The organism is Streptomyces sp. NPDC017225 (assembly GCF_044331465.1).
Lineage (GTDB): Bacteria > Actinomycetota > Actinomycetes > Streptomycetales > Streptomycetaceae > Streptomyces.
Window position 1 is genome coordinate 38,531 of the sequence record NZ_JBIRNE010000011.1, and the last position, 22,386, is coordinate 60,916.

Annotated in this window: 21 protein-coding genes and 3 pseudogenes; 10 read left to right on the forward strand and 14 right to left on the reverse strand. The window is 73.7% G+C overall.

Annotated features, from left to right (window positions below):
• Nucleotides 1-131: 131 nt before the first annotated feature.
• Together ACH4NX_RS23390 and ACH4NX_RS23395 are read left to right on the forward strand one after the other, a co-directional pair.
• Nucleotides 132-3,662, forward strand: coding sequence for a DNA polymerase III subunit alpha (locus ACH4NX_RS23390; RefSeq protein WP_398129891.1), 3,531 nt, complete (start codon nucleotides 132-134; stop codon nucleotides 3,660-3,662).
• A complete protein-coding gene (locus ACH4NX_RS23395) occupies nucleotides 3,659-4,627 on the forward strand; it encodes a DNA polymerase thumb domain-containing protein (protein WP_351397223.1) in 969 nt (322 codons plus the stop codon). Before ACH4NX_RS23390 ends, ACH4NX_RS23395 begins: the two co-directional genes overlap by 4 nt.
• 12 nt (nucleotides 4,628-4,639) lie before the next feature.
• Here ACH4NX_RS23395 and ACH4NX_RS23400 read toward each other — a convergent pair whose 3' ends face one another.
• Nucleotides 4,640-5,014 (reverse strand): cupin domain-containing protein, encoded by a 375-nt coding sequence (locus ACH4NX_RS23400; protein ID WP_398129890.1) that lies wholly within the window; start codon nucleotides 5,012-5,014, stop codon nucleotides 4,640-4,642.
• 101 nt (nucleotides 5,015-5,115) lie between these two features.
• Between ACH4NX_RS23400 and ACH4NX_RS23405 the strand changes: the two genes are divergently transcribed.
• On the forward strand, nucleotides 5,116-5,562 hold the full coding sequence (locus tag ACH4NX_RS23405) for a MarR family winged helix-turn-helix transcriptional regulator (protein ID WP_398129889.1): 447 nt from the start codon (nucleotides 5,116-5,118) through the stop codon (nucleotides 5,560-5,562).
• Nucleotides 5,563-5,667: 105 nt separating this feature from the next.
• Here the strand turns inward: ACH4NX_RS23405 and ACH4NX_RS23410 are convergent, their stop codons facing one another.
• Complete coding sequence (locus ACH4NX_RS23410; RefSeq protein ID WP_351397214.1) at nucleotides 5,668-6,765, reverse strand: lytic polysaccharide monooxygenase; 1,098 nt, start codon at nucleotides 6,763-6,765, stop codon at nucleotides 5,668-5,670.
• A 196-nt stretch (nucleotides 6,766-6,961) separates the two neighbouring features.
• On the opposite strand from ACH4NX_RS23410, the pseudogene ACH4NX_RS23415 reads away from it, so the two are divergent.
• Nucleotides 6,962-7,434 (forward strand): annotated as a pseudogene (locus ACH4NX_RS23415) (GNAT family N-acetyltransferase).
• Nucleotides 7,435-7,448: 14 nt separating this feature from the next.
• Here the strand turns inward: ACH4NX_RS23415 and ACH4NX_RS23420 are convergent.
• On the reverse strand, nucleotides 7,449-7,583 hold the full coding sequence (locus tag ACH4NX_RS23420; RefSeq protein ID WP_351397211.1) for a hypothetical protein: 135 nt from the start codon (nucleotides 7,581-7,583) through the stop codon (nucleotides 7,449-7,451).
• 144 nt (nucleotides 7,584-7,727) lie between these two features.
• Here ACH4NX_RS23420 and ACH4NX_RS23425 point away from each other — a divergent pair, with 144 nt between their 5' ends.
• Entirely contained in the window at nucleotides 7,728-8,234 is a 507-nt protein-coding gene (locus tag ACH4NX_RS23425) for a class I SAM-dependent methyltransferase (RefSeq protein ID WP_398129888.1), read from the forward strand.
• 22 nt (nucleotides 8,235-8,256) lie between these two features.
• On the opposite strand, the gene ACH4NX_RS23430 is transcribed toward ACH4NX_RS23425, so the two are convergent.
• Nucleotides 8,257-8,766 (reverse strand): DUF402 domain-containing protein, encoded by a 510-nt coding sequence (locus ACH4NX_RS23430; protein WP_351397208.1) that lies wholly within the window; start codon nucleotides 8,764-8,766, stop codon nucleotides 8,257-8,259.
• Nucleotides 8,747-9,676 (reverse strand): GNAT family N-acetyltransferase, encoded by a 930-nt coding sequence (locus ACH4NX_RS23435; RefSeq protein ID WP_351397205.1) that lies wholly within the window; start codon nucleotides 9,674-9,676, stop codon nucleotides 8,747-8,749. Before ACH4NX_RS23435 ends, ACH4NX_RS23430 begins: the two co-directional genes overlap by 20 nt.
• 73 nt (nucleotides 9,677-9,749) lie before the next feature.
• Here ACH4NX_RS23435 and ACH4NX_RS23440 point away from each other — a divergent pair, with 73 nt between their 5' ends.
• Complete coding sequence (locus ACH4NX_RS23440; protein ID WP_351397202.1) at nucleotides 9,750-10,118, forward strand: GntR family transcriptional regulator; 369 nt, start codon at nucleotides 9,750-9,752, stop codon at nucleotides 10,116-10,118.
• A 44-nt stretch (nucleotides 10,119-10,162) separates the two neighbouring features.
• Here the strand turns inward: ACH4NX_RS23440 and ACH4NX_RS23445 are convergent, their stop codons facing one another.
• The 5 genes from ACH4NX_RS23445 to ACH4NX_RS23465 all read right to left on the reverse strand — a co-directional run bounded on the left by ACH4NX_RS23445 (nucleotide 10,163) and on the right by ACH4NX_RS23465 (nucleotide 14,875).
• On the reverse strand, nucleotides 10,163-10,930 hold the full coding sequence (locus ACH4NX_RS23445; protein WP_351397199.1) for a DUF72 domain-containing protein: 768 nt from the start codon (nucleotides 10,928-10,930) through the stop codon (nucleotides 10,163-10,165).
• 29 nt (nucleotides 10,931-10,959) lie between these two features.
• Nucleotides 10,960-12,054 carry a DUF5925 domain-containing protein gene (locus tag ACH4NX_RS23450; protein WP_398129887.1) on the reverse strand — a complete coding sequence of 365 codons (1,095 nt, stop codon included), beginning with the start codon at nucleotides 12,052-12,054 and terminating at the stop codon, nucleotides 10,960-10,962.
• Nucleotides 12,055-12,172: 118 nt separating this feature from the next.
• Nucleotides 12,173-12,946 (reverse strand): polysaccharide deacetylase family protein, encoded by a 774-nt coding sequence (locus ACH4NX_RS23455; protein WP_351397277.1) that lies wholly within the window; start codon nucleotides 12,944-12,946, stop codon nucleotides 12,173-12,175.
• Nucleotides 12,947-12,980: 34 nt separating this feature from the next.
• Nucleotides 12,981-13,982, reverse strand: coding sequence for a glycosyltransferase family 2 protein (locus tag ACH4NX_RS23460; protein WP_398129886.1), 1,002 nt, complete (start codon nucleotides 13,980-13,982; stop codon nucleotides 12,981-12,983).
• Nucleotides 13,979-14,875: a glycosyltransferase family 2 protein gene (locus ACH4NX_RS23465; protein WP_398129885.1), complete on the reverse strand. Its 897-nt coding sequence runs from the start codon at nucleotides 14,873-14,875 to the stop codon at nucleotides 13,979-13,981. The genes ACH4NX_RS23460 and ACH4NX_RS23465 overlap by 4 nt, the downstream gene beginning before the upstream one ends.
• A 618-nt stretch (nucleotides 14,876-15,493) precedes the next feature.
• Here ACH4NX_RS23465 and ACH4NX_RS23470 point away from each other — a divergent pair.
• The 4 genes and pseudogenes from ACH4NX_RS23470 (at nucleotide 15,494) to ACH4NX_RS23485 (ending at nucleotide 18,340) form a co-directional block, all read left to right on the forward strand.
• Entirely contained in the window at nucleotides 15,494-16,300 is an 807-nt protein-coding gene (locus ACH4NX_RS23470) for an SGNH/GDSL hydrolase family protein (protein WP_398129884.1), read from the forward strand.
• Between the two features lie 83 nt (nucleotides 16,301-16,383).
• A complete protein-coding gene (sigK, locus tag ACH4NX_RS23475; RefSeq protein ID WP_398129883.1) occupies nucleotides 16,384-17,076 on the forward strand; it encodes an ECF RNA polymerase sigma factor SigK in 693 nt (230 codons plus the stop codon).
• Nucleotides 17,073-17,955: pseudogene (locus ACH4NX_RS23480) on the forward strand (anti-sigma factor domain-containing protein). The gene sigK and the pseudogene ACH4NX_RS23480 overlap by 4 nt, the downstream one beginning before the upstream one ends.
• 115 nt (nucleotides 17,956-18,070) lie before the next feature.
• Nucleotides 18,071-18,340 carry a hypothetical protein gene (locus ACH4NX_RS23485; RefSeq protein ID WP_053128431.1) on the forward strand — a complete coding sequence of 90 codons (270 nt, stop codon included), beginning with the start codon at nucleotides 18,071-18,073 and terminating at the stop codon, nucleotides 18,338-18,340.
• Between the two features lie 241 nt (nucleotides 18,341-18,581).
• On the opposite strand, the pseudogene ACH4NX_RS23490 reads toward ACH4NX_RS23485, so the two are convergent.
• The 4 genes and pseudogenes from ACH4NX_RS23490 to hmgA form a co-directional block, all read right to left on the reverse strand.
• Nucleotides 18,582-19,084 (reverse strand): annotated as a pseudogene (locus ACH4NX_RS23490) (ABC transporter permease); the annotation flags it as partial.
• A 20-nt stretch (nucleotides 19,085-19,104) separates the two neighbouring features.
• Nucleotides 19,105-20,265 (reverse strand): type ISP restriction/modification enzyme, encoded by a 1,161-nt coding sequence (locus ACH4NX_RS23495; protein WP_398129905.1) that lies wholly within the window; start codon nucleotides 20,263-20,265, stop codon nucleotides 19,105-19,107.
• A 22-nt stretch (nucleotides 20,266-20,287) separates the two neighbouring features.
• Nucleotides 20,288-21,037 carry a GntR family transcriptional regulator gene (locus ACH4NX_RS23500; RefSeq protein ID WP_351397180.1) on the reverse strand — a complete coding sequence of 250 codons (750 nt, stop codon included), beginning with the start codon at nucleotides 21,035-21,037 and terminating at the stop codon, nucleotides 20,288-20,290.
• A 26-nt stretch (nucleotides 21,038-21,063) separates the two neighbouring features.
• Nucleotides 21,064-22,380: a homogentisate 1,2-dioxygenase gene (hmgA, locus tag ACH4NX_RS23505; RefSeq protein ID WP_351397177.1), complete on the reverse strand. Its 1,317-nt coding sequence runs from the start codon at nucleotides 22,378-22,380 to the stop codon at nucleotides 21,064-21,066.
• Nucleotides 22,381-22,386 lie beyond the last annotated feature (6 nt).

Sequence of the window (22,386 nt, forward strand, 5' to 3'; positions counted from 1 at the left end):
GGGTGTTTGCGCAGGTGGGGCGGGGCCGAACGGATGTCGCACACGCATTCGAAAATTGGTCTATGGTGGGGGTGAGGTAGTTGGGAACAGACGTTCGATAAGGCGTCGGTTCATGAGTTCGGGAGGTGCGTGTGCCGGGTTTCACGCATCTGCGCACCGTCTCCGGGTTCTCCGCCCGCTACGGGGCCTCCCACCCGGAGCGGCTGGCCGAGCGCGCCGCCGAGCGGGGCATGGACGCCCTCGCCCTCACCGACCGCGACACCCTCGCGGGCACGGTCCGCTTCGCCAAGGCCTGCGCGAAGGCCGGCATCCGTCCGCTGTTCGGCGCCGAGCTGGCGGTGGCCGCCCCCGAGCCCGAAGCGGACCGCACGGAGACCTCCGTACGCCGGGACCGGCGCCGCGCCCCCGTGCGCGGCGGCGCCTTCGTCGACGAGTCGGCTCCCCGGGTGACCTTCCTCGCCCGGGACGGCGCCCGCGGCTGGGCCGATCTGTGCCGCCTCGTCTCCGCCGCCCACACCGCGACGGACACCCCCCTGCTGTCCTGGGCCGACAACCACGCCGACGGCCTGACCGTCCTGCTCGGACCCGGCTCCGACGTCGGCCGCGCCCTCGCCGCCGGCCGCCCCGACCGCGCGGCCCGGCTCCTCGCCCCCTGGCGGGAGGTCTACGGCGACGCCCTGCGTCTGGAGGCCGTCTGGCACGGCCGCGAAGGGACCGGCCCCGGCTCCCTGCGCCTGGCCGCCCGTACCGTCGGCTTCGCCGCCGAGCAGGGCGTCCGGCCGGTGCTCGCCAACGCCGTCCGCTACGCCGACCCCGGCCAGGGCCAGGTCGCCGACGTACTGGACGCCGCCCGCCGCCTCGTCCCCATCGACGCCACCAAGGAGCTGGACTCCGGTGAGGCCTGGCTCAAGGACGCGGACGCCATGCGGCACGCCGCCGAGCGCGTCGTGGAGGCCGCGGGCTTCCGGCGGGAGGTGGCCCACCGCCTGCTGGAGCAGACCCGGGCGACGGCCGCCGAGTGCCTGGTCGACCCCGAGGACGACCTCGGCATGGGCGCCGTCCACTTCCCCGAACCGCACCTCGTGGGAGCCGGCCGCCGCACCGCCCAGCGCGCGCTCGCCTCCCGGGCGGCGGCGGGCATGGTGCGACGCGGCTACGACCGTTCACCCGGTGCGCGGCACTACTGGGAGCGGATGCACCACGAGCTGGACATCATCGCCCACCACGGCTTCGCCTCGTACTTCCTCACCGTCGCCCAAGTGGTGGACGACGTACGGGGCATGGGCATCCGGGTCGCCGCGCGCGGCTCCGGCGCGGGCTCGCTCGTCAACCACCTCCTCGGTATCGCGCACGCCGACCCGGTCGAGCACGGGCTGCTGATGGAACGCTTCCTGTCCAGGGAGCGGGTCGTGCTGCCCGACATCGACATCGACGTGGAGTCCGCGCGCCGCCTGGAGGTCTACCGGGCGATCATCGGCCGCTTCGGCACCGAGCGGGTGGCCACGGTCGCGATGCCGGAGACGTACCGGGTGCGCCACGCCATCCGCGACGTCGGCGCCGCCCTGTCCATGGACCCGGCCGAGATCGACCGCGTCGCCAAGTCCTTCCCGCACATCCGCGCCCGCGACGCCCGCGCGGCTCTCGAGGAGCTGCCCGAGCTGAGGGAGCTGGCGGGGGAGAAGGAGAAGTACGGGAAGCTGTGGGAGCTGGTGGAGGGCCTCGACGCCCTCCCGCGCGGCGTCGCCATGCACCCCTGCGGAGTGCTCCTCTCCGACGCCTCCCTGCTCTCCCGTACGCCGGTCGTGCCGACCAGCGGCGAGGGCTTCCCCATGGCGCAGTTCGACAAGGACGACGTCGAGGACCTCGGGCTGCTCAAGCTGGACGTGCTCGGCGTGCGGATGCAGTCGGCGATGGCGCACGCGGTCACCGAGGTGAAGCGGGCGACGGGCGCCGAGGTCGACCTGGACGCGGTGCCGGACGGCGATCCGGCGACGTACCGGCTGATCCGCTCCGCCGAGACGCTGGGGTGCTTCCAGATCGAGTCGCCGGGGCAGCGGGACCTGGTCGGCAGGCTCCAGCCGGCCACTTTCCACGACCTCGTCGTCGACATCTCGCTCTTCCGGCCCGGTCCGGTCGCCGCCGACATGGTGCGGCCGTTCATCGAGGCCCGGCACGGGCGGGCACCGGTGCGCTATCCGCACGAGGACCTGTCGGAGCCCCTGAAAGGCACGTACGGAGTCGTCGTCTTCCACGAGCAGATCATCGACATCGTGGACATCATGACCGGCTGCGGGCGCGGCGAGGCGGACCGGGTGCGGCGCGGGCTGTCCGACCCGGAGTCGCAGGGGCGGATCAAGGTGTGGTTCGCGCAGCACGCGACGGCGAACGGATACGACGCGGAAACGATTCAGCGGACCTGGGAGATCATCGAGGCCTTCGGCTCGTACGGCTTCTGCAAGGCGCACGCCGTCGCCTTCGCCGTGCCGACGTACCAGTCGGCGTGGCTGAAGGCGCACCACCCGGCCGCCTTCTACGCGGGCCTGCTCACCCACGACCCCGGCATGTACCCCAAGCGGCTGCTGCTGGCGGACGCGCGGCGGCGCGGGGTGCCGATCCTCCCGTTGGACGTGAACAAGTCGGGGGTCGCACACAGGATCGAACTGGTGTCTGAATCGCGGGAGTGGGGGCTCCGGTTGGCCCTCCGCGACGTGCACGGCATCAGCGAGGCCGAGGCGGAGCGGATCGCCGAGGGGCAGCCGTACGCCTCCCTGCTCGACTTCTGGGAACGGGCCCGTCCCAGCAGGCCGCTGGCCGGGCGGCTCGCGCAGGTCGGCGCGCTGGACGCGTTCGGCGCCAACCGCCGCGACCTGCAACTGCACCTGACCGAGCTGCACCGCGGCGCCCGCGCCGGACGCGGCGACCAGCTCCCCCTGTCCGGTGGACGCAAGACCGCCCCGGCCGGGCTGCCCGACCTCACCTCGGCGGAGAAACTCAGCGCCGAGCTGGGCGTGCTCTCCATGGACGCCTCGCGCAACCTGATGGACGACCACCGCACCTTCCTGAACGAGCTGGGCGTCATGTCGGCCAAGCGGCTGCGCGACGCCCGGCACGGGGAGACGGTGCTGGTCGCGGGCGCCAAGGCGGCCACCCAGACACCGCCGATCCGCTCCGGCCGCCGGGTCATCTTCTCCACCCTGGACGACGGCACCGGCCTGGTCGACCTCGCCTTCTTCGACGACTCCCACGACGCCTGCGCGCACACCGTCTTCCACTCCTGGCTGCTGCTGGTACGCGGGGTGGTGCAGCGGCGCGGCCCGCGCAGCCACAGCGTGGTCGGCTCCGCCGTCTGGAACCTCGCGGACCTGCTGGAGGTGCGCCGGGAGGAGGGACTGGAGGGCGTCGCGGCCCGGCTGGCCGGAACGGCCGAAACGGGCGGGCCCCCGGGCGACGGCCCCGGCGACGGCCCGGCGCGCCGCCGCCTCGCCGGTTCGGACGGGCGGCCGGCACCGACGGGGTCCGCGGCCCAGGACCCGATGGAACAGCGGCGCATCCGCATGTCCACGGGGTACGAGATGCACCCATGGGCCGACCTGCGCCCCGCGGGCGAAGGGCCCGCGGTGGGAAGGAAGTTGTGGCACCAGAGTCCGGGGAGTGCGGGATGACCATCCTCTGCGTACGTTTCCAGCTGCCGCCGATGTACGAGGCGGCCCTGCCCCGGCTGCTGGGGCTGCTGGAGGAGTTCACGCCGGTCGTCGAGGCGTTGCCGCCGGACGGGGCGCTGGCCGACCTGCGCGGCGCCGAGCGGTACTTCGGGCGCGACGCCGTGGAACTGGCCTCGGTGATCCGCGTCCGCTCCCTCGCGCTGTACGGCGTCGACTGCGTGACCGGCGCCGGAGCGGGCCCGATGCTGGCCCGCATGGCCCTGCGGGACGCCCGGCCGGGGCTGACCCGCGCGGTACCCGAGGGCCAGGAGCGGGAGTTCCTCGCCGAGAAGCCCGTCGCCGCGCTGCCCGGCGTCGGCACCGCGACCGCCCGGACCCTGTGCGAGTACGGCCTCGACACCCTCGGCCGGGTCGCCGCCGCGCCCCTGTCCACGCTCCAGCGGCTGGTCGGCGCCAAGGCGGGCCGCGAGCTGCGCGAGAAGGCGGGGGGCGTCGACCGCGGCCGGGTCGTACCCAACGGCGTCTCGCGGTCCCTGGCCGCGGAACGCCCCTTCGCCCGCGACGAACTCGACCCCGGCCGGCACCGCCGCGCCCTGCTCTCGGCCGCCGGGGAACTGGGCTCCCGGCTGCGCGCCGTCGACAAGGTCTGCCGCACCCTCACCCTCACCGTGCGCTACGCCGACCGCTCCGCGACCACCCGCGGCCGCACCCTGAAGGAGCCGACCGCGCACTCGGCGGCGCTGACCCGGACCGCGTACGACATGTACGAGGCGCTCGGCCTCCAGCGCGCCCGGGTCCGCTCGGTCGCTCTGCGGGCCGAGGGTCTCGCCCCCGCCGAGCAGGCCTCCCACCAGCTCACCTTCGACCCCGTGGACGAGAAGGTCCGCCGGATCGAGGAGGTCGCGGACCGCGCGCGGGCGAAGTTCGGGCCGAGGGCGGTGATGCCGGGGTCGCTGGCGGCGTGACGCCCCCGCGGGTCAGTTGGCCCACGGCGGAGCGAGCCGGGTGCCGTCGGCCAGCTCGGCCCGGAGGCCGATGGACGTGGTGACCCAGGAGGTCGCGGTCCGGTCGGTCGGGTTCTCGACGGCGAGGGTCGCCCCCGGGTTGATGATCACCGTGTCGCCCGCGGTGACGCGCTCGGTGCGGCCGTCGAGGGTGATCAGCAGTTCGCCGGTGAGCAGGTGGAAGATCTCCTCCCGGTCGACGCTGTGCGCGGGCGCCTTCGTGCCCGCGGGGATCTCGCTCCGCCAGGCGCACAGCTCCCTGCTGCCGGTGCGGGGAGTGGCGTACGAGACGAAACGGGCGCCGTGGATCTCGTGGGTGACGGCCTCGGACGAGCGGACGACGGGCATGGCGGACTCCTGCCGGTGCATTGGTCAAGCAGCTTGACTAACCTGTCGGTCCTTATGGTCAAGCTGCTTGACCAATACGTCAAGGGTGTTTCAATGCCCCCGTGCAGAACTCCGACGCCATGGCCCTGTCCGCCGCCCTGCTCGCCGCCGCCGGCGGGCTCACGCAGCGCATCCACGAGGGTGTCGTCGCCCGCGGCTTCGAAGGGCTGCGGCCCGCGCACGGCTTCGCCTTCGCCCGGATGGTCCCGGACGGTGCGACGGTCACCGACCTCGCCGCGCATCTCGGAATGACCAAGCAGGCCGCCAGTCAGCTCGTCGACGAGCTGGTCTGCCGGGGGTACGCCGAGCGCCGGCCGCACCCCGCCGACGCGCGGGCCCGGCTGGTCGTCCTGACCGAGTCGGGGCGGGCCTGCACGCGGGCCGCGGAGGAGGCGGCGGCGGAGGCCGTGCGCGCCTGGGCCGACGTGCTGGGTGAGGGCGGGGTCCGCGCGCTGCGCGACCTCCTGCCGCGTGTGGCACCCGACGGACCGATACGGCCCACCTGGTGAACGCCCGTCCCCCGGGAGCCTCGACCGGCAGGGCGTACGGGCGCGCGAACGGGGCCTGCCCGGCCTGAGCCGCCGGACAGACCCCGCCTTCCCCCGCGTCGTGGATCAGCCGCTGTGCCGGCCGCCGGTCGTCGCCCGACGGCGCACCGACGAGAACAGGACGGCCGCACCGACCGCCAGGGCGGCGGCGCCACCGACGGCGATGTAGGGCGTGGTGCTGTCCCCGCCGGTCTCGGCGAGGTTCTCGGTGCCCGAGCCGGCGGCCTTGACCTGGTTGGGCTCGCCGGACCCGGCGGCCTCGGCGGCGGTGTCCGCGGCCGCGTCCGGCGCCTCCTCGGGGGCGGCCGGGTCCGTCGGGTCCGTCGTCGTCTCGGCGTCCTGGTCGCCGTGGCCGTGGTGCTCGATCGTCGACTTGTCGGCCGCGGCCGCGATCTGCTCCTCGGTCGGGGCGGAGGCCTCGGGGGCCGGGGCGGCACCGCCCGCGGTGTCCTCGCTCGCCGTGTCCCCGCCCGTCGTGTCTCCGCTCGCCGTGTCCCCGCCCGTCGTACCGCCGTCGGCGCCGCCGAAGGAGATGTCGGAACAGGAGTAGAACGCCTCCGGGCTGTCCGAGCGCTGCCACACCGCGTACAGCAGGTGCTTGCCGGAGCGCTCGGGAAGCGTGCCGGAGAGGGTGTAGAAGCCGCCCGAGGCGGCCGGGTCGGTGACCGTCGCCACCGGAGCGGACAGGTCCAGGTCGCCCCAGCCCAGCGGCCCCGCCGGGTCGTAACCCGGCTTGGTGATGTAGACCTTGAAGGTGCCCTTGTGCGGGGCCGTCACGCGGTACTTGAAGGTGTACGAGCCGCTGCTCACGCTGGTCGCGGGCCAGTCGGCGCGGGCCAGGTCCATGCCCTTGAAGGCCGGGTCGTTGGCGCTGCACAGCTTGCCGTCCGGGATCAGCTCCTGGTGCTTGCCGGCGGCGTTGCCGATGCGGATGCCGTTCCAGTCGTAGAGCGCCTGGGTGCCGCCGGCCGCGACCGCCGCCTTGCACGCGTCGGACTTCGGGCTCTCGGGGCCCTCGGCGTGGCACTGCGACACCCGGCTGACCGGGTCGCCCATCGAACCGTGGGCGGACGCGGGGGCGGCGGCCAGTGTGGTCAGGGCGAGCGGGGCGAGGCCGGCGACGGCGACGGCGACGGCCTTGCGGGACGCGGACGGTGCGGGCATGGGGAACTCCTCGAACGGTCACTGGGAACGTGGGGCTTGGGCGGGCTCGGGCCCGGAACCCGTGGGGGTGATCAGCAAGCTAGCCCCCGAGAACCGCGAAATCGCCTGTCCGCGAGGGGTGATGGAGATCCTTATGGTCGCGTTAAGGGAGTGCTCAGGCTGCGCTGAGGTAGCTACCGTTCGCGGCATGGCACCGATGCGAGAAGTGCGGATCCGGCAGGCGGTCACCGCCGACCTGTCCGCGGTGAGGGCCGTCACCGACGCCGCCTACCGCCCCTACGCCGAGCGCATCGGGGTGGTGCCGCGGCCCATGGAGGCGGATCACGCGGCGAACGTGGCCGCGGGGAAGGTCTTCGTCACGGGGGTCGCAGGCGTCCGGGGCGTCACGGGCGAGCCCGGCCGGGGCGTGGTGGGCCTCGTGGTCCTGGAGGCCTTCGCGGACCATCTCTTCCCCGACAGCGTCGCCGTCCACCCCGACGCGCACGGCAGGGGCGTGGGGCGGCCGCGCGTGCGCTGGGCCTGCCCGAGGTGAGGCTCTGCACCAACGCGATGATGGGGGAGAACCAGGACCTCTATCCGCGGTACGGGTATGAGGTCGTGGAACGCCGGGTGGACGGGCCCTACGACCGCGTCCACTACCGCAAGCGGCTGCTCAGAGGCGTCTCATGAGACGACCGGACCCCTCAGTTGTCCGGCCACCACGTGCGCGCGATGTCCTTGCGGACCTCCGGGCGCCCCGCGGGACGCTCGTCGGTCTCCTCGCGGACTCGGCGGGCGTCGGTCTTCTTCAGGGGCTTCTGCACGGTCAGACGGCGCATGGCTGCCTCCTTACGGATCCACCGGGTTCCGCGTTCTCACGGAGGTAGACCCATTCCCCGAGACTTACTCATCGATGCGTCGCTGTCAGTGGCGGTTGTCACGATCCGGCGTCCCGGCCCCGTTGTCAGTGGCGGGTGTCACTCTTGGCGGCATGGCGAACGGCATCCTGGCTGCCCCCGCGGGCCGGCGACGTCCTCGGCCTGGGCTGCGGCACCGGCAGCCTGTCACCCCTCGCGGTCGAGCAGGGACACCGCGTCACCGGCGTCGACCGCTCCCTTGCCATGGTGGAGGGGGCCAGGGCCAAACTCGCCGGCCGTGACGCGGTGTTTCTCACCGGTGACGCCGTGGCACCTCCGGTGGGTGAGCGGCGCTTCGACGCCGTGCTGGTCCGGCATGTGCTGTGGACGCTGCCCGACCCCGGCCGGGTCCCGCGGCACTGGAGCGGGTTGCCGCGCCCCGGTGGGCGGCTGGTCCTGGTCGAGGGAGCGTGGGGGACCTCGGAGCCGGCCGGTGTACCCGCCGGCCGGCTCGTCGACTTCCTGGCCCCGCTCGCCGGGCAGGTGCGCGTGGAGCGGCTGTCGGACGACCCGTCGCTGTGGGGGAGGAAGGTGGCGGACGAGAGGTACGCGGTGGTCGCGACGCCCGGTTGAGCCGGGCGCGCGTTTCCCCCCGTCATCCCCACAGGTCCGTGAAGCCGTTCCCGCGGGCCAGCCGTTCCAGTTCGTCCAACGCGGCCACGGCGGCGGCAGCGGCCCCGGGATCCCGCTCGGCCAGACCGCTCTCGGCGAACTCGTCCTCGTCCAGCCGCCGTACGTCCGTGCCGTCCGCGGAGCGCCACAGGTCCAGGTCGAGATCCTCCACGACCAGGTCCGTGCCGGTCAGCACCGCGGGGCGGGTGATGTCGCAGTACCAGCCCTTCAGCACGCCCGTGCCGGTGCGTACCTCCTTCACGGCGTACCACCTGTCGCGCCAGTAGTACTCGGTGAAGACGTCGCCCGCCTCGAACCGGACGAAGCCGAAGTCGCGGACGCCGGCACCGGCCCAGGGGGCGCGGACGGCGAGGCGGGTGCCGTCGTCGTGCAGCAGTTCGCTCGCGTACCGGATCTTCGTACGGCCCGCCTTGACCAGGACGATGTCCACGACGTCCGCCCCGCCCGTCGTCTCAGCCGAGTTGGCGGACATGACGCACCTCCGTGGCGCAGACCTCGTACCCGAGCCACTTGTTGACGGCGAGCATCGGACCGTTGTCGGTGTCGTTGCCGGTGAGCGCCTCCGTGAATCCGGCGGCGCGGGCCCGGTGCAGGGAGTCGGTCTTGGTGAGCTTGGCGAGACCCCGGCCGCGGTGGGCGCGGACGGTGCCGGTCATCGCGCTGGCGTAGCGCGTGCCGCCGTCCGTGTAGGCGACGCTGAAGGCGACGGGGCGGCCGTCGACGACCGCGACCGAGGTCAGCTCACGGTTGAGCAGCGGGTGCCGCCAGGTCTCCGCGAGCCAGGCCTCGTAGTCGGTGAACTCGACGTCGACGTCGCTCGGTTCGTCCGCCAGGGTCTCCGCGTCCAGCTCGAACATCGGGCGGGGATCGTCCGCGAAGTCGGCGGCGGTGCGCAGTTCGACGCCCGGGGGAGGGGACGGCGGGGGCGGGAGCGTGCCATTCGCCAGGTCGAGGCGGAGGAAGTGGGCGGAGCGCCGCCGCTCGTAGCCGTGCCGCTCGGCGAAGGCCAGGTCGCCGGGGCCGTCGAGCGCCCAGGCGAACAGCTTCGTCGCCCCCTCGGTGGTCAGGTACTCCTCGGCCGTACGCACCAGCAGCCCGCCGGCACCGCGCCGGAGCCTGTCCGGGCGGACGTAGATGTTGAGGAACGCCTGGCCGGGTTCGGGGCTGTCGTGGACCAGTCCGATCTGTGCCGTGCCGATCGTCTCCCCGTCCTCCTCCGCGACGAGGGACCGGCTCCGGGCGTCCGGGTGGGTGTGGACGAGGCGGTGGACGACGGCCTCGGGCGTCCACAGGATGAACGGCAGGGCGGCGTGGCGGGCATGGGCGAAGGCCGCGACGTCGGCCGGGTCGTCGGGACGCAGATCGCGCACAAGAACGGTCATGTGGGCGCACGCTACGGCGGGCGGCCGGTCGGATGCCTCTCATTTTTTCCGGGGGATGCGGGACAATCGCCGCGTGACCTTGAAGATCCGTATCGACGACGGTGCCCCGCCCTACGAGCAGGTGCGCGCGCAGATCTCCGAACAGGCGCGGTCGGGGGCGCTGCCGGTCGGGTACCGGCTGCCGACCGTGCGCGGGCTGGCCGAGTCCCTGGGGCTCGCCGCGAACACGGTCGCCAAGGCGTACCGGGCGCTGGAGGGCGACGGGGTGATCGAGACGCGGGGGCGCAACGGAACGTTCGTCGCCGCCGCGGGCTCGGCGGCGGAGCGGGAGTTGGCGTCCGCGGCGCAGGAGTACGCCTCGCGGGCGCGGCGGCTCGGGGTCACGGAGCCGGACGCGCTGGGCGCGGTGCGGGATGCGCTGCGGGCGGCTTACGGGGATTGAGCGCCGTTTCGCCGGGGGCCCGCGCGGCGGAGCCGCCCCGGGTCTCAGCCCCGTGCCCCTTCGGGCGTGCGGGTGACCGTCAGTCGCGCCGCCTGCGCCAGCCCGGCGAACGTCGTCGCGTCCCGGACCGCCGCCGCGTTCGGGTCGTTGTTGAAGTACGCGAAGACGTCGTGGTCGTCCGGCCAGGTCGACGCGATGCGGTCGATCCACGTCGTCAGCGACCGGCGCCCGTAGTGCGGCCACGGCGTGGCACGCCCCTGGTGGAAGCGGACGTAGCCCCAGTCCGTGGTGCGCCACAGCGGGGCGACCGGGCGGGCCCGGACGTCGGCCCAGCACAGGGCCGCGCCCCGCGAGGTGAGGACCTCCCGCACCTCGGGCGTCCACCAGGACGCGTGCCGGGGTTCCACCGCGACCCGGGAGCCGGGCGGGAAGCGGGCGAGGCAGGCGTCCAGGAGGCCCGCGTCGCCCCGCAGCGTCGGCGGCAGTTGCAGCAGGACCGGGCCGAGGCGGTCGCCCAGGCCCGCCGCACGGGTCATCAGGCGGTCGACCGGCTCCTCGGGGTCCCGCAGGCGCTTGATGTGGGTGAGATAGCGGCTGGCCTTGACCGCGACCACGAAGTCCGCCGGCACCCGCTCGCGCCAAGCCTCGAACGTCTCCCGCGCGGGCAGCCGGTAGAACGCGTTGTTGATCTCGACCGTCGCGAAACCGGCCGCGTACCGCTCCAGCCACAGCCGCACGGGCAGACCGGGCGGGTACAGGACGTCCCGCCAGTCCCGGTACTGCCAGCCCGACGTGCCGACGAAAAGGGTCATACCCCCATCAGAACACCCGGCCGCCCCCGCTACAGGTAGAGCCCGGCCTCCGCCCCGGCCCGCGGCTCCGGCAGCGCGGTGGGTGAGGTGCCCCGGCGCAGCGCGTACAGCTCCGCCAGCGTCGCGCCCTCCCGGCCCACTCCCTCCTCGGTGCCCAGCCAGTCCACCGCCTCCCGGCGGGTCAGCGGGCCGACCTCGATGCGGGCCAGGCAGCGGCCGGGACGGACGACGGCGGGGTGGAGGCGCTCCAGGTCCTCGTTGGTGGTCACCCCCACCAGCACGTTGCGGCCCTGGCCGAGCAGCCCGTCGGTCAGGTTCAGCAGCCGCGAGAGCGCCTGGCCGGCGGTGTGCTTGGCCTCGCCGCGGATCAGTTCGTCGCAGTCCTCCAGCAACAGCAGCCGCCAGCGGCCCTTGCCCGTCGAGTCCTCCTCGCCGATGGCGATGTCCATCAGGTAGCCGACGTCGGAGAAGAGCCGCTCCGGGTCCAGTACGCAGTCCACCTGGCACCAGTCCCGCCAGGACCGGGCGAGAGTGCGCAGCGCCGACGTCTTGCCGGTGCCGGGCGGCCCGTGCAGGAGCAGCAGCCGGCCCGCGATGTCCTCGGGGGTCGTCTTCATCAGGCCGTCCATCGCGTCCGCGACCGGCGCCGTGTAGTTGGCCCGGACCTCGTCCCAGGTGCCCGCCGAGATCTGCCGGGTGGTGCGGTGCGGGCCCCGGCGCGGGGAGACGTACCAGAAGCCCATCGTGACGTTCTCCGGCTGCGGCTCGGGCTCGTCCGCCGCGCCGTCCGTCGCGTCGGCGAGCACCTTCTCGGCCAGGTCGGCGCTGGTCGCCGTCACCGTGACGTCGGCGCCCCGGTTCCAGCGCGAGACCAGCAGCGTCCAGCCGTCGCCCTCCGCCAGCGTCGCGCTGCGGTCGTCGTCGCGGGCGAGCCGCAGCACGCGGGCGCCGGGCGGCAGCAGTGTCGCCCCGGACCGCACACGGTCGATGTTCGCCGCGTGCGCGAAGGGCTGCTCGCCCGTCGCGAAACGGCCGAGGAACAGCGCGTCGACGACATCGGACGGGGAGTCGCTGTCGTCGACGTTGAGCCGGATCGGCAGGGTGTCGTGCGGGTTCACGGACATGCCGCCATGATCCGCCACCGGGCCGCCGCGTGCACCCGGTTTCCCGGGCCCGGGCGGGCCACCCGGCCTGCCCGGCCCACCCCGCGCACCGGGCACGGGGCGTCCGGTGGCGGGCGGTTCAGGCACCGCTCCCCGGCATCCGCCTCCGCACCTGCCGGGCCCTGCGCAGTACGGCGTACCCCTTGGTGAGGGCCCGGTCCCGGGCGAAGGTACGGGCGATCGCGCGGCCCTCGACGAGCCGGGCGAACTCGTCGGGCCCCGTGCCGCGGCGCACGGTGACCCGCCGCAGCGCGTACGGCCCCTGGACGCGGCGAGCCAGGCCGTTGCCGACGGCGAGCGCCTGCGCGTACCCCGTCTCGCGCACCGCCCGCCGCACCCGGCGGTCGGAGTACCCGTAGGGGTAGGCGAACGAGGACGGTACGGCGCCCACCTGGTCGGCGACGATCTCCTTGCAGTGGATCAGCTCGTACCGCAGCCGCTCCTCGGCGAGCTGGTCGAGCTGCGGATGGGTGTGGCTGTGCCCGCCGATCTCCACGCCGGCGGCGGCCAGTTCGCGGACCTGGTCCCAGTCGAGCATGGTGTCCAGGGCGCCCCCGGTGTCGTACGGGCCGCGCAGCCAGCCGGTCGAGACGAACAGGGTGGCCGCAAAGCCGTGCCGCGCGAGGGCGGGCAGGGCGTGCCGGTGCACGCCCTCGTAGCCGTCGTCGAAGGTGATGAGGACGGGCCGCCTCGGCAGCGGGCGTCCGGAGCGCCAGGCGGCGGCCAGCTCCGCCGTGCCGATCGGGGTGAGGCCCCGGTCGGCGATCGCCGCCATCTGCTCGGCGAACGCCTCCGGCGTCACCGACAGGTCGCGGGTCGCCTCCTCGGGTTCGGCCGCGACCGCGTGGTACATGAGGGCCGGCACGCGCGCGTCGGCCTCGTCCGCCTCAGCCACGCGCGCCTCCCTCGATGGGCGCCACGGAGAAGGCGGCCCCGCCCCGCCGCGCCCGCAGGCTCCCCACCGCGTAGCCACCCGCCGCCGTGAGCACCCCGGCGACGATCGCGCCCGCCCGGCCCGCGCCTCCCGGCCGGGCCAGCACGGCGTCGCGCAGCCCGCGCACCACGCCGGCCGGCAGGACACGGGTGGCGTAGCGGCGTTCGGACTCCAGGCCCTTGTCCGCGCCGACGCTGCGCGCCACCAGGGCCTTGGACAGTCCCTCGGCGTAGGTGCGGGTACGGAAGTAGCCGAAGTGCTCGCGCGCCTCGGGCACCCGGTGGTGGATCACCGCCCGGTCGTCGATCAGCAGTACGGCGCCGGGCCGGGCGCGGGTGAGCCGGATGCACAGCTCGGTCTCCTCGCAGCCCAGCGGACGCTTGTCGCCGTCGCGCCCGATACCGGTGGCGAAACCGCCCGCCGCGTCGAACGCCTCGCGCCGGAAGGACGCGTTGCCGCCCAGCACGTTGCGCACCCGGACCCGGCCGGGCGGCAGGCCCCGGTACGTGCAGCCCACCACCCAGTCGAACTCCTCCGGGAACCAGTCGGGCCGGCGCCCGGACGCCCAGACCGGCACCGTGCGCCCGCCGACGGCGACCACCGCCGGGTCGGCGTACCCCTCGGCGAAGTGCCGCAGCCAGTCGCGCTCGGCCACGGCGTCGTCGTCGAGGAAGGCGATCACCTCCCCGCGTGAGGCGGCGATACCGGTGTTGCGGCCGGCGGACAGGCCGCGGGGGCCCGCGTTGGCGAGCACCCGCACCTCCCGCGTCTCCTTGTACTCCTTCAGCAGCCGGTCCCTCAGCGCCTGGTTGTGGTCGACGACCAGCAGGGTCTCCCGGGCCGGGTGGGACTGCGCCCGTACCGAGGAGACCGCCGCGAGGATGTCCTCCCAGCGGTCCTCGGTGTAGACGCAGATCACGACGGAGATCGTGAGCGAGGCGTCGGAACCGCTCAAGACGCCTTCCTCCGGACCGGGACGGCCGGGACGACCGGGCCCGCCGAACCGACCGGGCCCGCGGGGCCGACCGAGGCCAGCGTCGGGGCGTGCGTACGGCTGCGCAGCGCACGCCGGTTGGAACGCTCCTCGAGGATCACTCTGAGCACCCGCAGCCCGTCCCGCACGGCGCGCAGGTTGCTGACGCCGTGGATGCGCAGGTACTCGTGACTGGGTATCTCCTGGACCTTCAGGCCGGCCTTGACGACCCGGATGTTCATCAGGGTCTCGACCTCGAAGCCGGTGCAGTCCAGGTCGATCTTGTCCAGGCAGTGCCGCCAGAAGGCGTTGTAGCCGTAGCACAGGTCGGTGTAGCGGGCGCCGAACTTCCGGTTGACCACCGCGCACAGGGCGTGGTTGCCGAGCTTGCGGATGAAGGTCATGTCGTCGGTGCCGCCGCCGTTGGCGAAACGCGAGCCCTTGGCGAAGTCCGCGCCCGAGACGAGGGCGGAGACGTACGACACGATCTCCTGGCCGTCGGCCGAGCCGTCGGCGTCGACCATCACGATGATGTCCCCGGTGCACGCCTTGAAGCCGGTGATCAGCGCGTCACCCTTGCCCTTGCCGCGCTGCTCGACGACCTTGACGTCCGGCCACAGCTCCCGGGCGACCTCGACGGTGTCGTCGGTGGAGTTGCCGTCCACCAGGACCACCTCGTGGACCCAGTCGGGCAGTGTCTTGAAGACGTAGGGAAGGTTCTCCGCCTCGTTCATGGCGGGTATCACCACGCTCACCGGCGGCGCTATCGCCAGGTGAGAGGAGACGGGCCGGTACTTACCGGCGGGTGACGGATCGGAAGACGGCTCGCGCGACGGCTCGTTGCCCGTCGACGCCGGCTGCAGGACTGAGCTCATGAGTCTGGTCCCTCTCGTCCGGCGGACCGCCCGCCCCAGGGGCGGTCCGGCTCTGTGTCCGGTTCGAAAGGGGGGTTCTCACCCACGGCGCGACGGCATGCGTCTCCGTGCGTGCCAGGTGAGCAGGCGAAGCCTGCCGGCGCCGGAAAGAAACGGCAGCCGACTGCGCGGCACGGCCCGGTCACCGGTGCGGTCACCGAGCACGGCACCCCCCTACCGCGCGTCCCGCCCCGGTCCGCCGCGGCCTCGAGCCCTCCCCTGAGCCGCTTGCCGACGTACCGATGCGGGAGATGTATGACGGTATTGACGATTGAACCCGTATGGCAAGACCTGGAACCAGGTCTCACGTTTTTGTTGGTTTGCCGTCATCCGTTCTTCTTGTGGGGCGTTGTCGCGCGGTGTGGGTCCCCCGGACCGTTCCGCTTTGCCCCCCGAAGCCCAAGATGCCGGGCCTCAATGTGACGCAGCTCGCCGGAGAGCGTCAAGACCGCACCGGCCTTCCCGCTGACTTTCGTCCGATATTGAATGACTGTCAGCCAATCATTGGCATGGACACTTCCAGTCAACGCGCGTAGCTGCTACCACGGTTGTGGCACAGATCCTGCTAAGGGAGGTTCCATGAGATGTTCTCGACTTGTCGGCTTCCTGAGTTCAGTCCTTCTCGCCGCCGGCGCCGCCCTCACCGGGGCCGCGACCGCTCAGGCGGCCCAACTCCCCGCGGCCGAGGGCTATGTGGCGCTCGGTGACTCCTACTCCTCCGGAGTCGGAGCGGGTGGCTACATCAGCTCCAGCGGCGACTGCAAGCGCAGCACCAAGTCCCACCCGTACCTGTGGGCGGCGGCCCATTCACCCTCGACGTTCGACTTCACCGCCTGCGCCGGCGCTCGTACGGGTGATGTTCTCGCCGGACAGCTCGGCCCGCTCAGCTCCGCCACCGGCCTGGTCTCGGTCAGTGTCGGCGGCAACGACGCCGGCTTCGCCGACGTCATGATGACGTGTGTGCTCCAGTCCGAGAGCTCCTGCCTGTCACGGATCGCCACCGCGAGGGCGTACGTCGACTCGACGCTGCCCGGCAACCTCGACAACGTCTACTCGGCGATCCGCGGCAAGGCGCCCAGCGCCCACGTCGTCGTCATCGGCTACCCGCGCTTCTACCAGCTCGGGACCTCCTGCGTCGGCCTCTCCGAGGCCAAGCGGAAGGCGATCAACGACGCCGCCGACCACCTCAACACCGCCATCGCCAAGCGCGCCGCCGACCACGGCTTCACCTTCGGCGACGTACGAGCCCCCTTCACCGGCCATGAGATCTGCTCCGGCAGTTCCTGGCTGCACAGCGTGAACTGGCTGAACATCGGCGAGTCGTACCACCCGACCGCGGCCGGCCAGTCCGGCGGCTACCTGCCGGTCCTCGAAAGCGCCGCCTGACCATAAGCGGAAGGAGAGGAAGAGGAGAGGGGGCCCCGCCCGTCGGGGTCTCCCTCTCCGTCTCCGTCCCCGCCCCACCGGTCATGGAGAACGCCAACGGGTTCGACGTGGCCTGCTCGGCCGAGGGCGGACGCGACCCGCTGGAAAGAGCCCGGAATCCGGTTCCGCGGCCACCACGTGCCCGCCGGCCCGCGTTTTCCGCCCGGGCGCGGCCCGTGGAGGAGGAGGACCGGATGGAGGCGGACGAGCTGCTGCTGCTCGTGGCGGACGGCGACCAGAGGGCCTTCGAGGAGCTGTACGGGCTGGTCTCCGGACCGGTGTTCGGACTCGTACGACGTGTGGTGCGCGACCCCGCGCAGTCGGAGGAGGTGGCGCGGGAGGCGCTGCTCGAACTCCGGCGTCGCGCCCCACGCTTCGACCCGCGCCGGGGAAGCGCCCTGTCCTGGATCCTCACCGTCGCCCACCGCCGCGCCGTCGACCGGGTGCGCAGCGCCCGCGCGGCCGGTGAACGCGAGCGGCGCGAGGCCAGGCGCGCCCGCCGCCCCGCCTTCGACCAGGTCTCGGAGGAGGCCGAGGCGGGGCTCGAACGCGAGTGGGTGCGCCGCTGCCTGGACCGCCTGACCGCCCTGCGGCGCCAGTCGGTCACCCTCGCGTACTACGACGGCTACACCTACCGGGAGGTGGCCGGGCGCCTCTCCCTCCCGCTCGGCACGGTGAAGACGAGAATGAGGGACGGACTCGGCCGCCTCCGCGACTGCCTGGAAGACGCCGCATGAGCCTCTTCGGCCGGCTCCCGCACCGCGGCGACCTCCACTCACTCGCCGCCCCCTACGCCCTCGACGCCCTCGAAGGCGCCGAACGGGTCCGCTTCCGACGGCACCTGGACGGGTGCGGGCGCTGCGCCGCCGAGGCGCGGGCGCTGTCCGAGGACACCGTCCGGCTGGCCCGGTCCACAGCCGCCCCGGTCCACAGCCGCCCCGGCCCCGGCCGCCCTGCGAGGCCGCGTCCTGGCCGCCGTACGCACCACCGCGCAGGAGCCCGCGCCCGGACGCGGGACCGTACGCGCCACCGCACGGGAGCCCGCGCCCGGACGCGGGCCGGCGCGTGGACCCGCGCGCCGGCTGCCGCCGCACGTGTGGGGCGTCCAGCCGCCGCCGGAGCGCTCCCGCACGGCCCGGCCGCGCCCCCTGCTCGTGCCCTTCGGCACCGTGACGGCCGCCGCGGCGCTCGTGGTGGCCTCGCTCTTCGCCGTCCAGGCGGACCGGACGCAGGGCGAGCTGGACTCCGCGCGGGACCGGGCACGTGAGATCGCCCACGTTCTCGCCGCTCCGGACGCCCGCGCGGCGAGGGGCGAGGACGGACAGGGGCACGGTGTCACCGCGGTCGCTTCCGCTTCCGAGGGGCGCGCGGTCGTCGCCCTGAGCGGTTACGGCGAGCCGTCCGGCGACCGCGTGCGCCAACTGTGGCTCATGCGCCCGGGCGCCGGGCCGCGCTCCCTGGGGCTCTTCGACGCGGGCGTGCCCCTGTACGCCTCCGGTCTGAGCCGGTCCGCCACCTCACTGGCCGTGACGGTCGAACCCGCAGGGGGCTCGGCCCGCCCGACGAGCAGGCCGGTTGTCCAACTCGCCCTGGAATCTGCCGGATTCGGGGAGTAGTCGTCAACCCCCTTACGGGGAAGGTGAATCCCGTGACCGCGATGCACGCATGCCGTACCGGGGCGATAGGGTTACTCTGCCCGGGCCGGGTGGACTCGTACGGGTGGGGAGTGACATGGAACAGATAACAGTGCGCAGCAGGGCAAGGGTCCCTGCGATCACGTGCGGAAGCAGCGCGACCAGCTCGCGTCTCGACCGCCATCTCGCGGTGCTCGGAGGGCCTGCCCTCCCGCAACGGGAGACAGTCGAGGCGACGTCGCTGATGCGCGAGCTGACCGCGCGTGAGCCCGCGCACAAGCGCAGCAGCAGGGGCGCCCGGGTGCGCCGGGTCTCGCTGTTCGCGCCACTGCGCCGACTGCGTCGCTCGCTGTTCGGCAGCAACTGAGGCCCGCGCGCCGGCGGTCACACCGTCCCGGCGCGGCGCCGCCGCACACTCGTCCGTCATCCCCACGGCACGCAGCGGCGCCTCGGTGTGTTCCCGAGCGCGGGTGATCCCCCGTAGTCCGTCCCCGTGTTCGCCGCACGGGTCGTCCGTACGCACGCCCCGGACGTCCCGTACACCCCGCATGTGCTCTCATGTCCTCGTCCCGCCGTCTCCCACCCGGCGGTGACGCTCACGGGCTCGCTCAGCCCTCCCCGCGCGCGTACCGGCGTACGGCGAGCGGGACGAACACCACCAGCAGCGCCGCGCACCAGGCCGGCGACCCGGCGACGGGATGCGCCACCGGCCCAGGCGGCCCCCTGTGGCACCGGCGCGTTGCCGAAGAGGTCCGCAGCGCCGTGGTCACCGGACGCTGATCGGATTCCACTCGGCGACCGTGCGCAGCCGGCCCGGCAGCCCCTCGGTCGGGATGTACGCGTTGGACAGCAGCGGCAGGACGAACGTCGCGCCGCCCAGTTGACCGGCGGCCTTCTCGTTCCGGGTGAGCAGCCCCAGGTGGATCCCGACCCACGTCGTGGCGAACCGGAACAGCCGCAACAGCCCCACGGCACCCGCCGCGCCGAGCGCGCTGCCCTCCACCCGCCGGCCCACCGCGAGCCCGACCAGCAGGAAGGGCAGCATCCCGGCGGCGGTGACGAGCACGTCGGCGACCGCCTGCCCGGGCGGCACCGCCGCCCGGCCCACCGGAGCACGGAGTGCGCGCGGGCTCACAGCAGCGTCAGCTGCCCCTCCGGCCCCTCCTCGAGGGTGTCCAGCACGGAGGCCGGCCGACGGGCCTTCGCAGGCGCCGGCAGCACGCCCGCCTCGCGCAGCTCGGTCGCCGTGATCTCCTCCGTCACCGCCAGCTCCAGGCACCGCGGCCGCACTTCGGCGAGCAGGGCGAGGACCGTGATCAGCTCCAGCAGCTCCGACGTCCAGCTCTGCGGCCAGATGGCCGGGCGGATCGCCGCCAGCGTGCCCGGCCCGCCCTCGGCGGTGCGGGCCGCGAACCACTGCTCCAGCACCCGCGCCCCGCCCGCCTCGAAGTCCCAGGCACCCGGCGGCACGGGGGAGACCCGGCCCTCGTCCAGGTACAGCGCCTCCTCGTCCCGGTCGTAGCGGACGGCCACCGGGCGCGCGGGCAGTGGGGCGCGGACGTACGGGCGACGGCCCCCCGGCAGCCTGGGGCGCTCGCCGTCGCGGCGCATCAGCCACAGGACGCGCCGGCCCAGGCCGACACCGTGCTCCCACAGCGCGGGGTCCGCGGTGAGCGGCACCCGGGAGCCCGCCCGCACGGTCGCCATCGCCCAGGCCAGCACGTCCACCGGGTCTGGACGCCGGCCCAGCCGCGCGGCCAGGTGGCCGAGGAGACCGGGGGCCAGGTTCGGCTCCGTCCCGCCGGGACGGCGGTACAGCGGGCGTACCCGGGCGCCGCCGAGCAGCGGCAGCCGCGAGGTCGCGAGGAGCAGGGGAGGACCGGCGGGGGACGGCGCCTCCACCACGAAGACCTGCCGCTCGTCCGTCACCCGCCACAGCTCCGGACGGGCCGCGTCGATCAGCCGGTGGTCGGGAATCAGCCACTGCTCGTCGAAGGGCGCCCGCAGCACGCGCACCGGCTCCGGACACGGCCCCGAGGCCCGCGCCAGCCTCCCGGTGCCGCCGAAGCCGCCCGGCAGCCGTCCGACCGCCGTGTGCGGCGTACGCGAGCGCGTCGGCTCGAACAGGGCCTCGCGGTCGGGTCCCCCGGCCTTCAGCAGGGCGTCCCAGCGGGCCTTCAGCGACGCCGCGTCGGGGGCCGCCGGCCACGCCCGGCCGAGCCGCGGCGGTGCGACGGACCACGGCATGAGGTCCGCCAGCGGCGGAGCGTCGTCGTGCGTCACGCCGGGCATCGTACGACGGGGCACCGCGGCCTCACGTGGCATCCAGGGTGACCGTGAAGGAGAAGCGGTCCCCCCGGTAGTGGATGACCGCCACGTCCAGCACCCGGCCCGCCGTGTCGTAGGTGATGCCCGTGTAGTGCAGGATCGGGCTGAGCAGCGGGACTTCCAGCAGCCGCGCCGTCTCCGGGTCCGCGAGCCGGGCCTCGACGGTGTCCGTGATCCGGCTGATGTCCAGGCCCACCACGTCCCGCAGCACCTTGGTCATCGGCCAGCGGGCCAGGTCGTCCACGTCGATGCGGGCGGCGACCTCGGGACGGACGTAGTTGCGGGCGTGGTTGGTGGGCTCGCCCGTCTGCTCGTCGCAGCGCAGCCGGTGGTACGTCGCCGTCTCGGCCAGGTCAGGGAAGTACTCGGCGAGTTCGGGCGGCACGGAGCCGGTGCCGTGGCCCAGCAGCTCGGCCTTCATGCCGGACTGCTGCGCCACGATCGCGTCCACCGAACCCAGCAGCCGCACCGGCGCCCCCCGCCGGGCGTCGGGCTCGATGAACGTGCCGCGCCGGCGGTGCCGGGTGATCAGTCCCTCGTCCTCCAGCTCCTTCAGCGCCTGCCGCATGGTCAGCACACTCACCCCGTAGTGACCGGCCAGCTGCTCCTCCGTGGGCAGGCGCAGCGGGTCCCGGGGTGAGCGGCCGAGTATCGAGGCGCGCAGCGACTGCGACACCTGGTACCAGAGCGGCAGCTTGCGGTTCAGGACGATGGAGTCCGGGGCGAAGGAGGTCACTTGCCATCCGTACCGGTAGGGAATCCTCAGTGCAAGGGGCGGAAGTGACGCTCCATGCCCCGCCAGACGTCGTCGTAGCGCGGTTGCAGGTGCTCGGCGCGCGCCGCCTGGGGCGTGAGGGTCACCGGCCACCGCGTCTCGAACATGAACGCCAGCCCGTCGTCGATCCGCTGCGGCTTCAGCTCGGCCGCGCTCGCCCGGTCGAAGGTCTCCCGGTCCGGACCGTGTGCCGACATCATGTTGTGCAGCGAGCCGCCACCCGGCACGAAGCCCTCCGCCTTGGCGTCGTAGGCACCCTCGACCAGGCCCATGTACTCGCTCATCACGTTCCGGTGGAAGTACGGCGGCCGGAAGGTGTCCTCGCCCACCAGCCAGCGCGGCGCGAAGACCACGAAGTCGACGCCCGCGAGACCGGGGGTGTCCGACGGGGAGGTCAGCACCGTGAAGATCGACGGGTCCGGGTGGTCGTACGAGATGGTGCCGATGACGTTGAAACGGCGCAGGTCGTAGACGTACGGGACATGGTTGCCGTGCCAGGCGACCACGTCGAGCGGGGAATGGTCGTAGGTCGCGGTCCAGAGGTTTCCGCAGAACTTGTTGACCACCTCCACCGGGCCCTCGACGTCCTCGTAGGCGGCGACCGGCGCCATGAAGTCCCGTACGTTCGCCAGGCCGTTGGCGCCGATCGGGCCCAGGTCGGGGAGGCGGAAGGGGGCGCCGTAGTTCTCGCAGACGTAGCCGCGGGCGTCCTCGTCCAGGAGTTCCACCCGGAAGCGGACCCCGCGCGGGATCAGCGCCACGTGGCCGGGCTCGGCGTGCAGCAGTCCGAACTCCGTGCGCAGCAGCAGGCCGCCGCGCTCCGGGACGATCAGCAACTCGCCGTCGGCGTCGCTGAAGACGCGCTCCATGGAGGCGGTGGCGTGGTACAGGTGCACGGCCATACCGGTGCGCTGGGTGACGTCGCCGTTGCCGCCCAGCGTCCACAGGCCCGCCAGGAAGTCGGTCCCCGCCTCCGGCTCGGGCAGCGGGTCCCACCGCAGCCGGTTCGGGTCCGGCACGGTCTGGCTGAAGGGCGCCGTGCGGAGCGCGCCGTTGCCCGTGCGGGTGAACGCCGGGTGCGCGGCCGACGGGCGGATCCGGTACAGCCAGGAACGCCGGTTGTCCGCTCTCGGCTCGGTGAACGCCGTGCCGCTCAGCTGCTCCGCGTACAGCCCCAGGGGCGCCCGCTGCGGCGAGTTCCGGCCTTCGGGCAGCGCTCCCGGAACGGCCTGCGAGCTGTGCTCGTTGCCGAAACCGGACAGATAGGCCAGTCCCTCCGCGGTCTTCCGCGCGTCCCCGCTCATTGATCG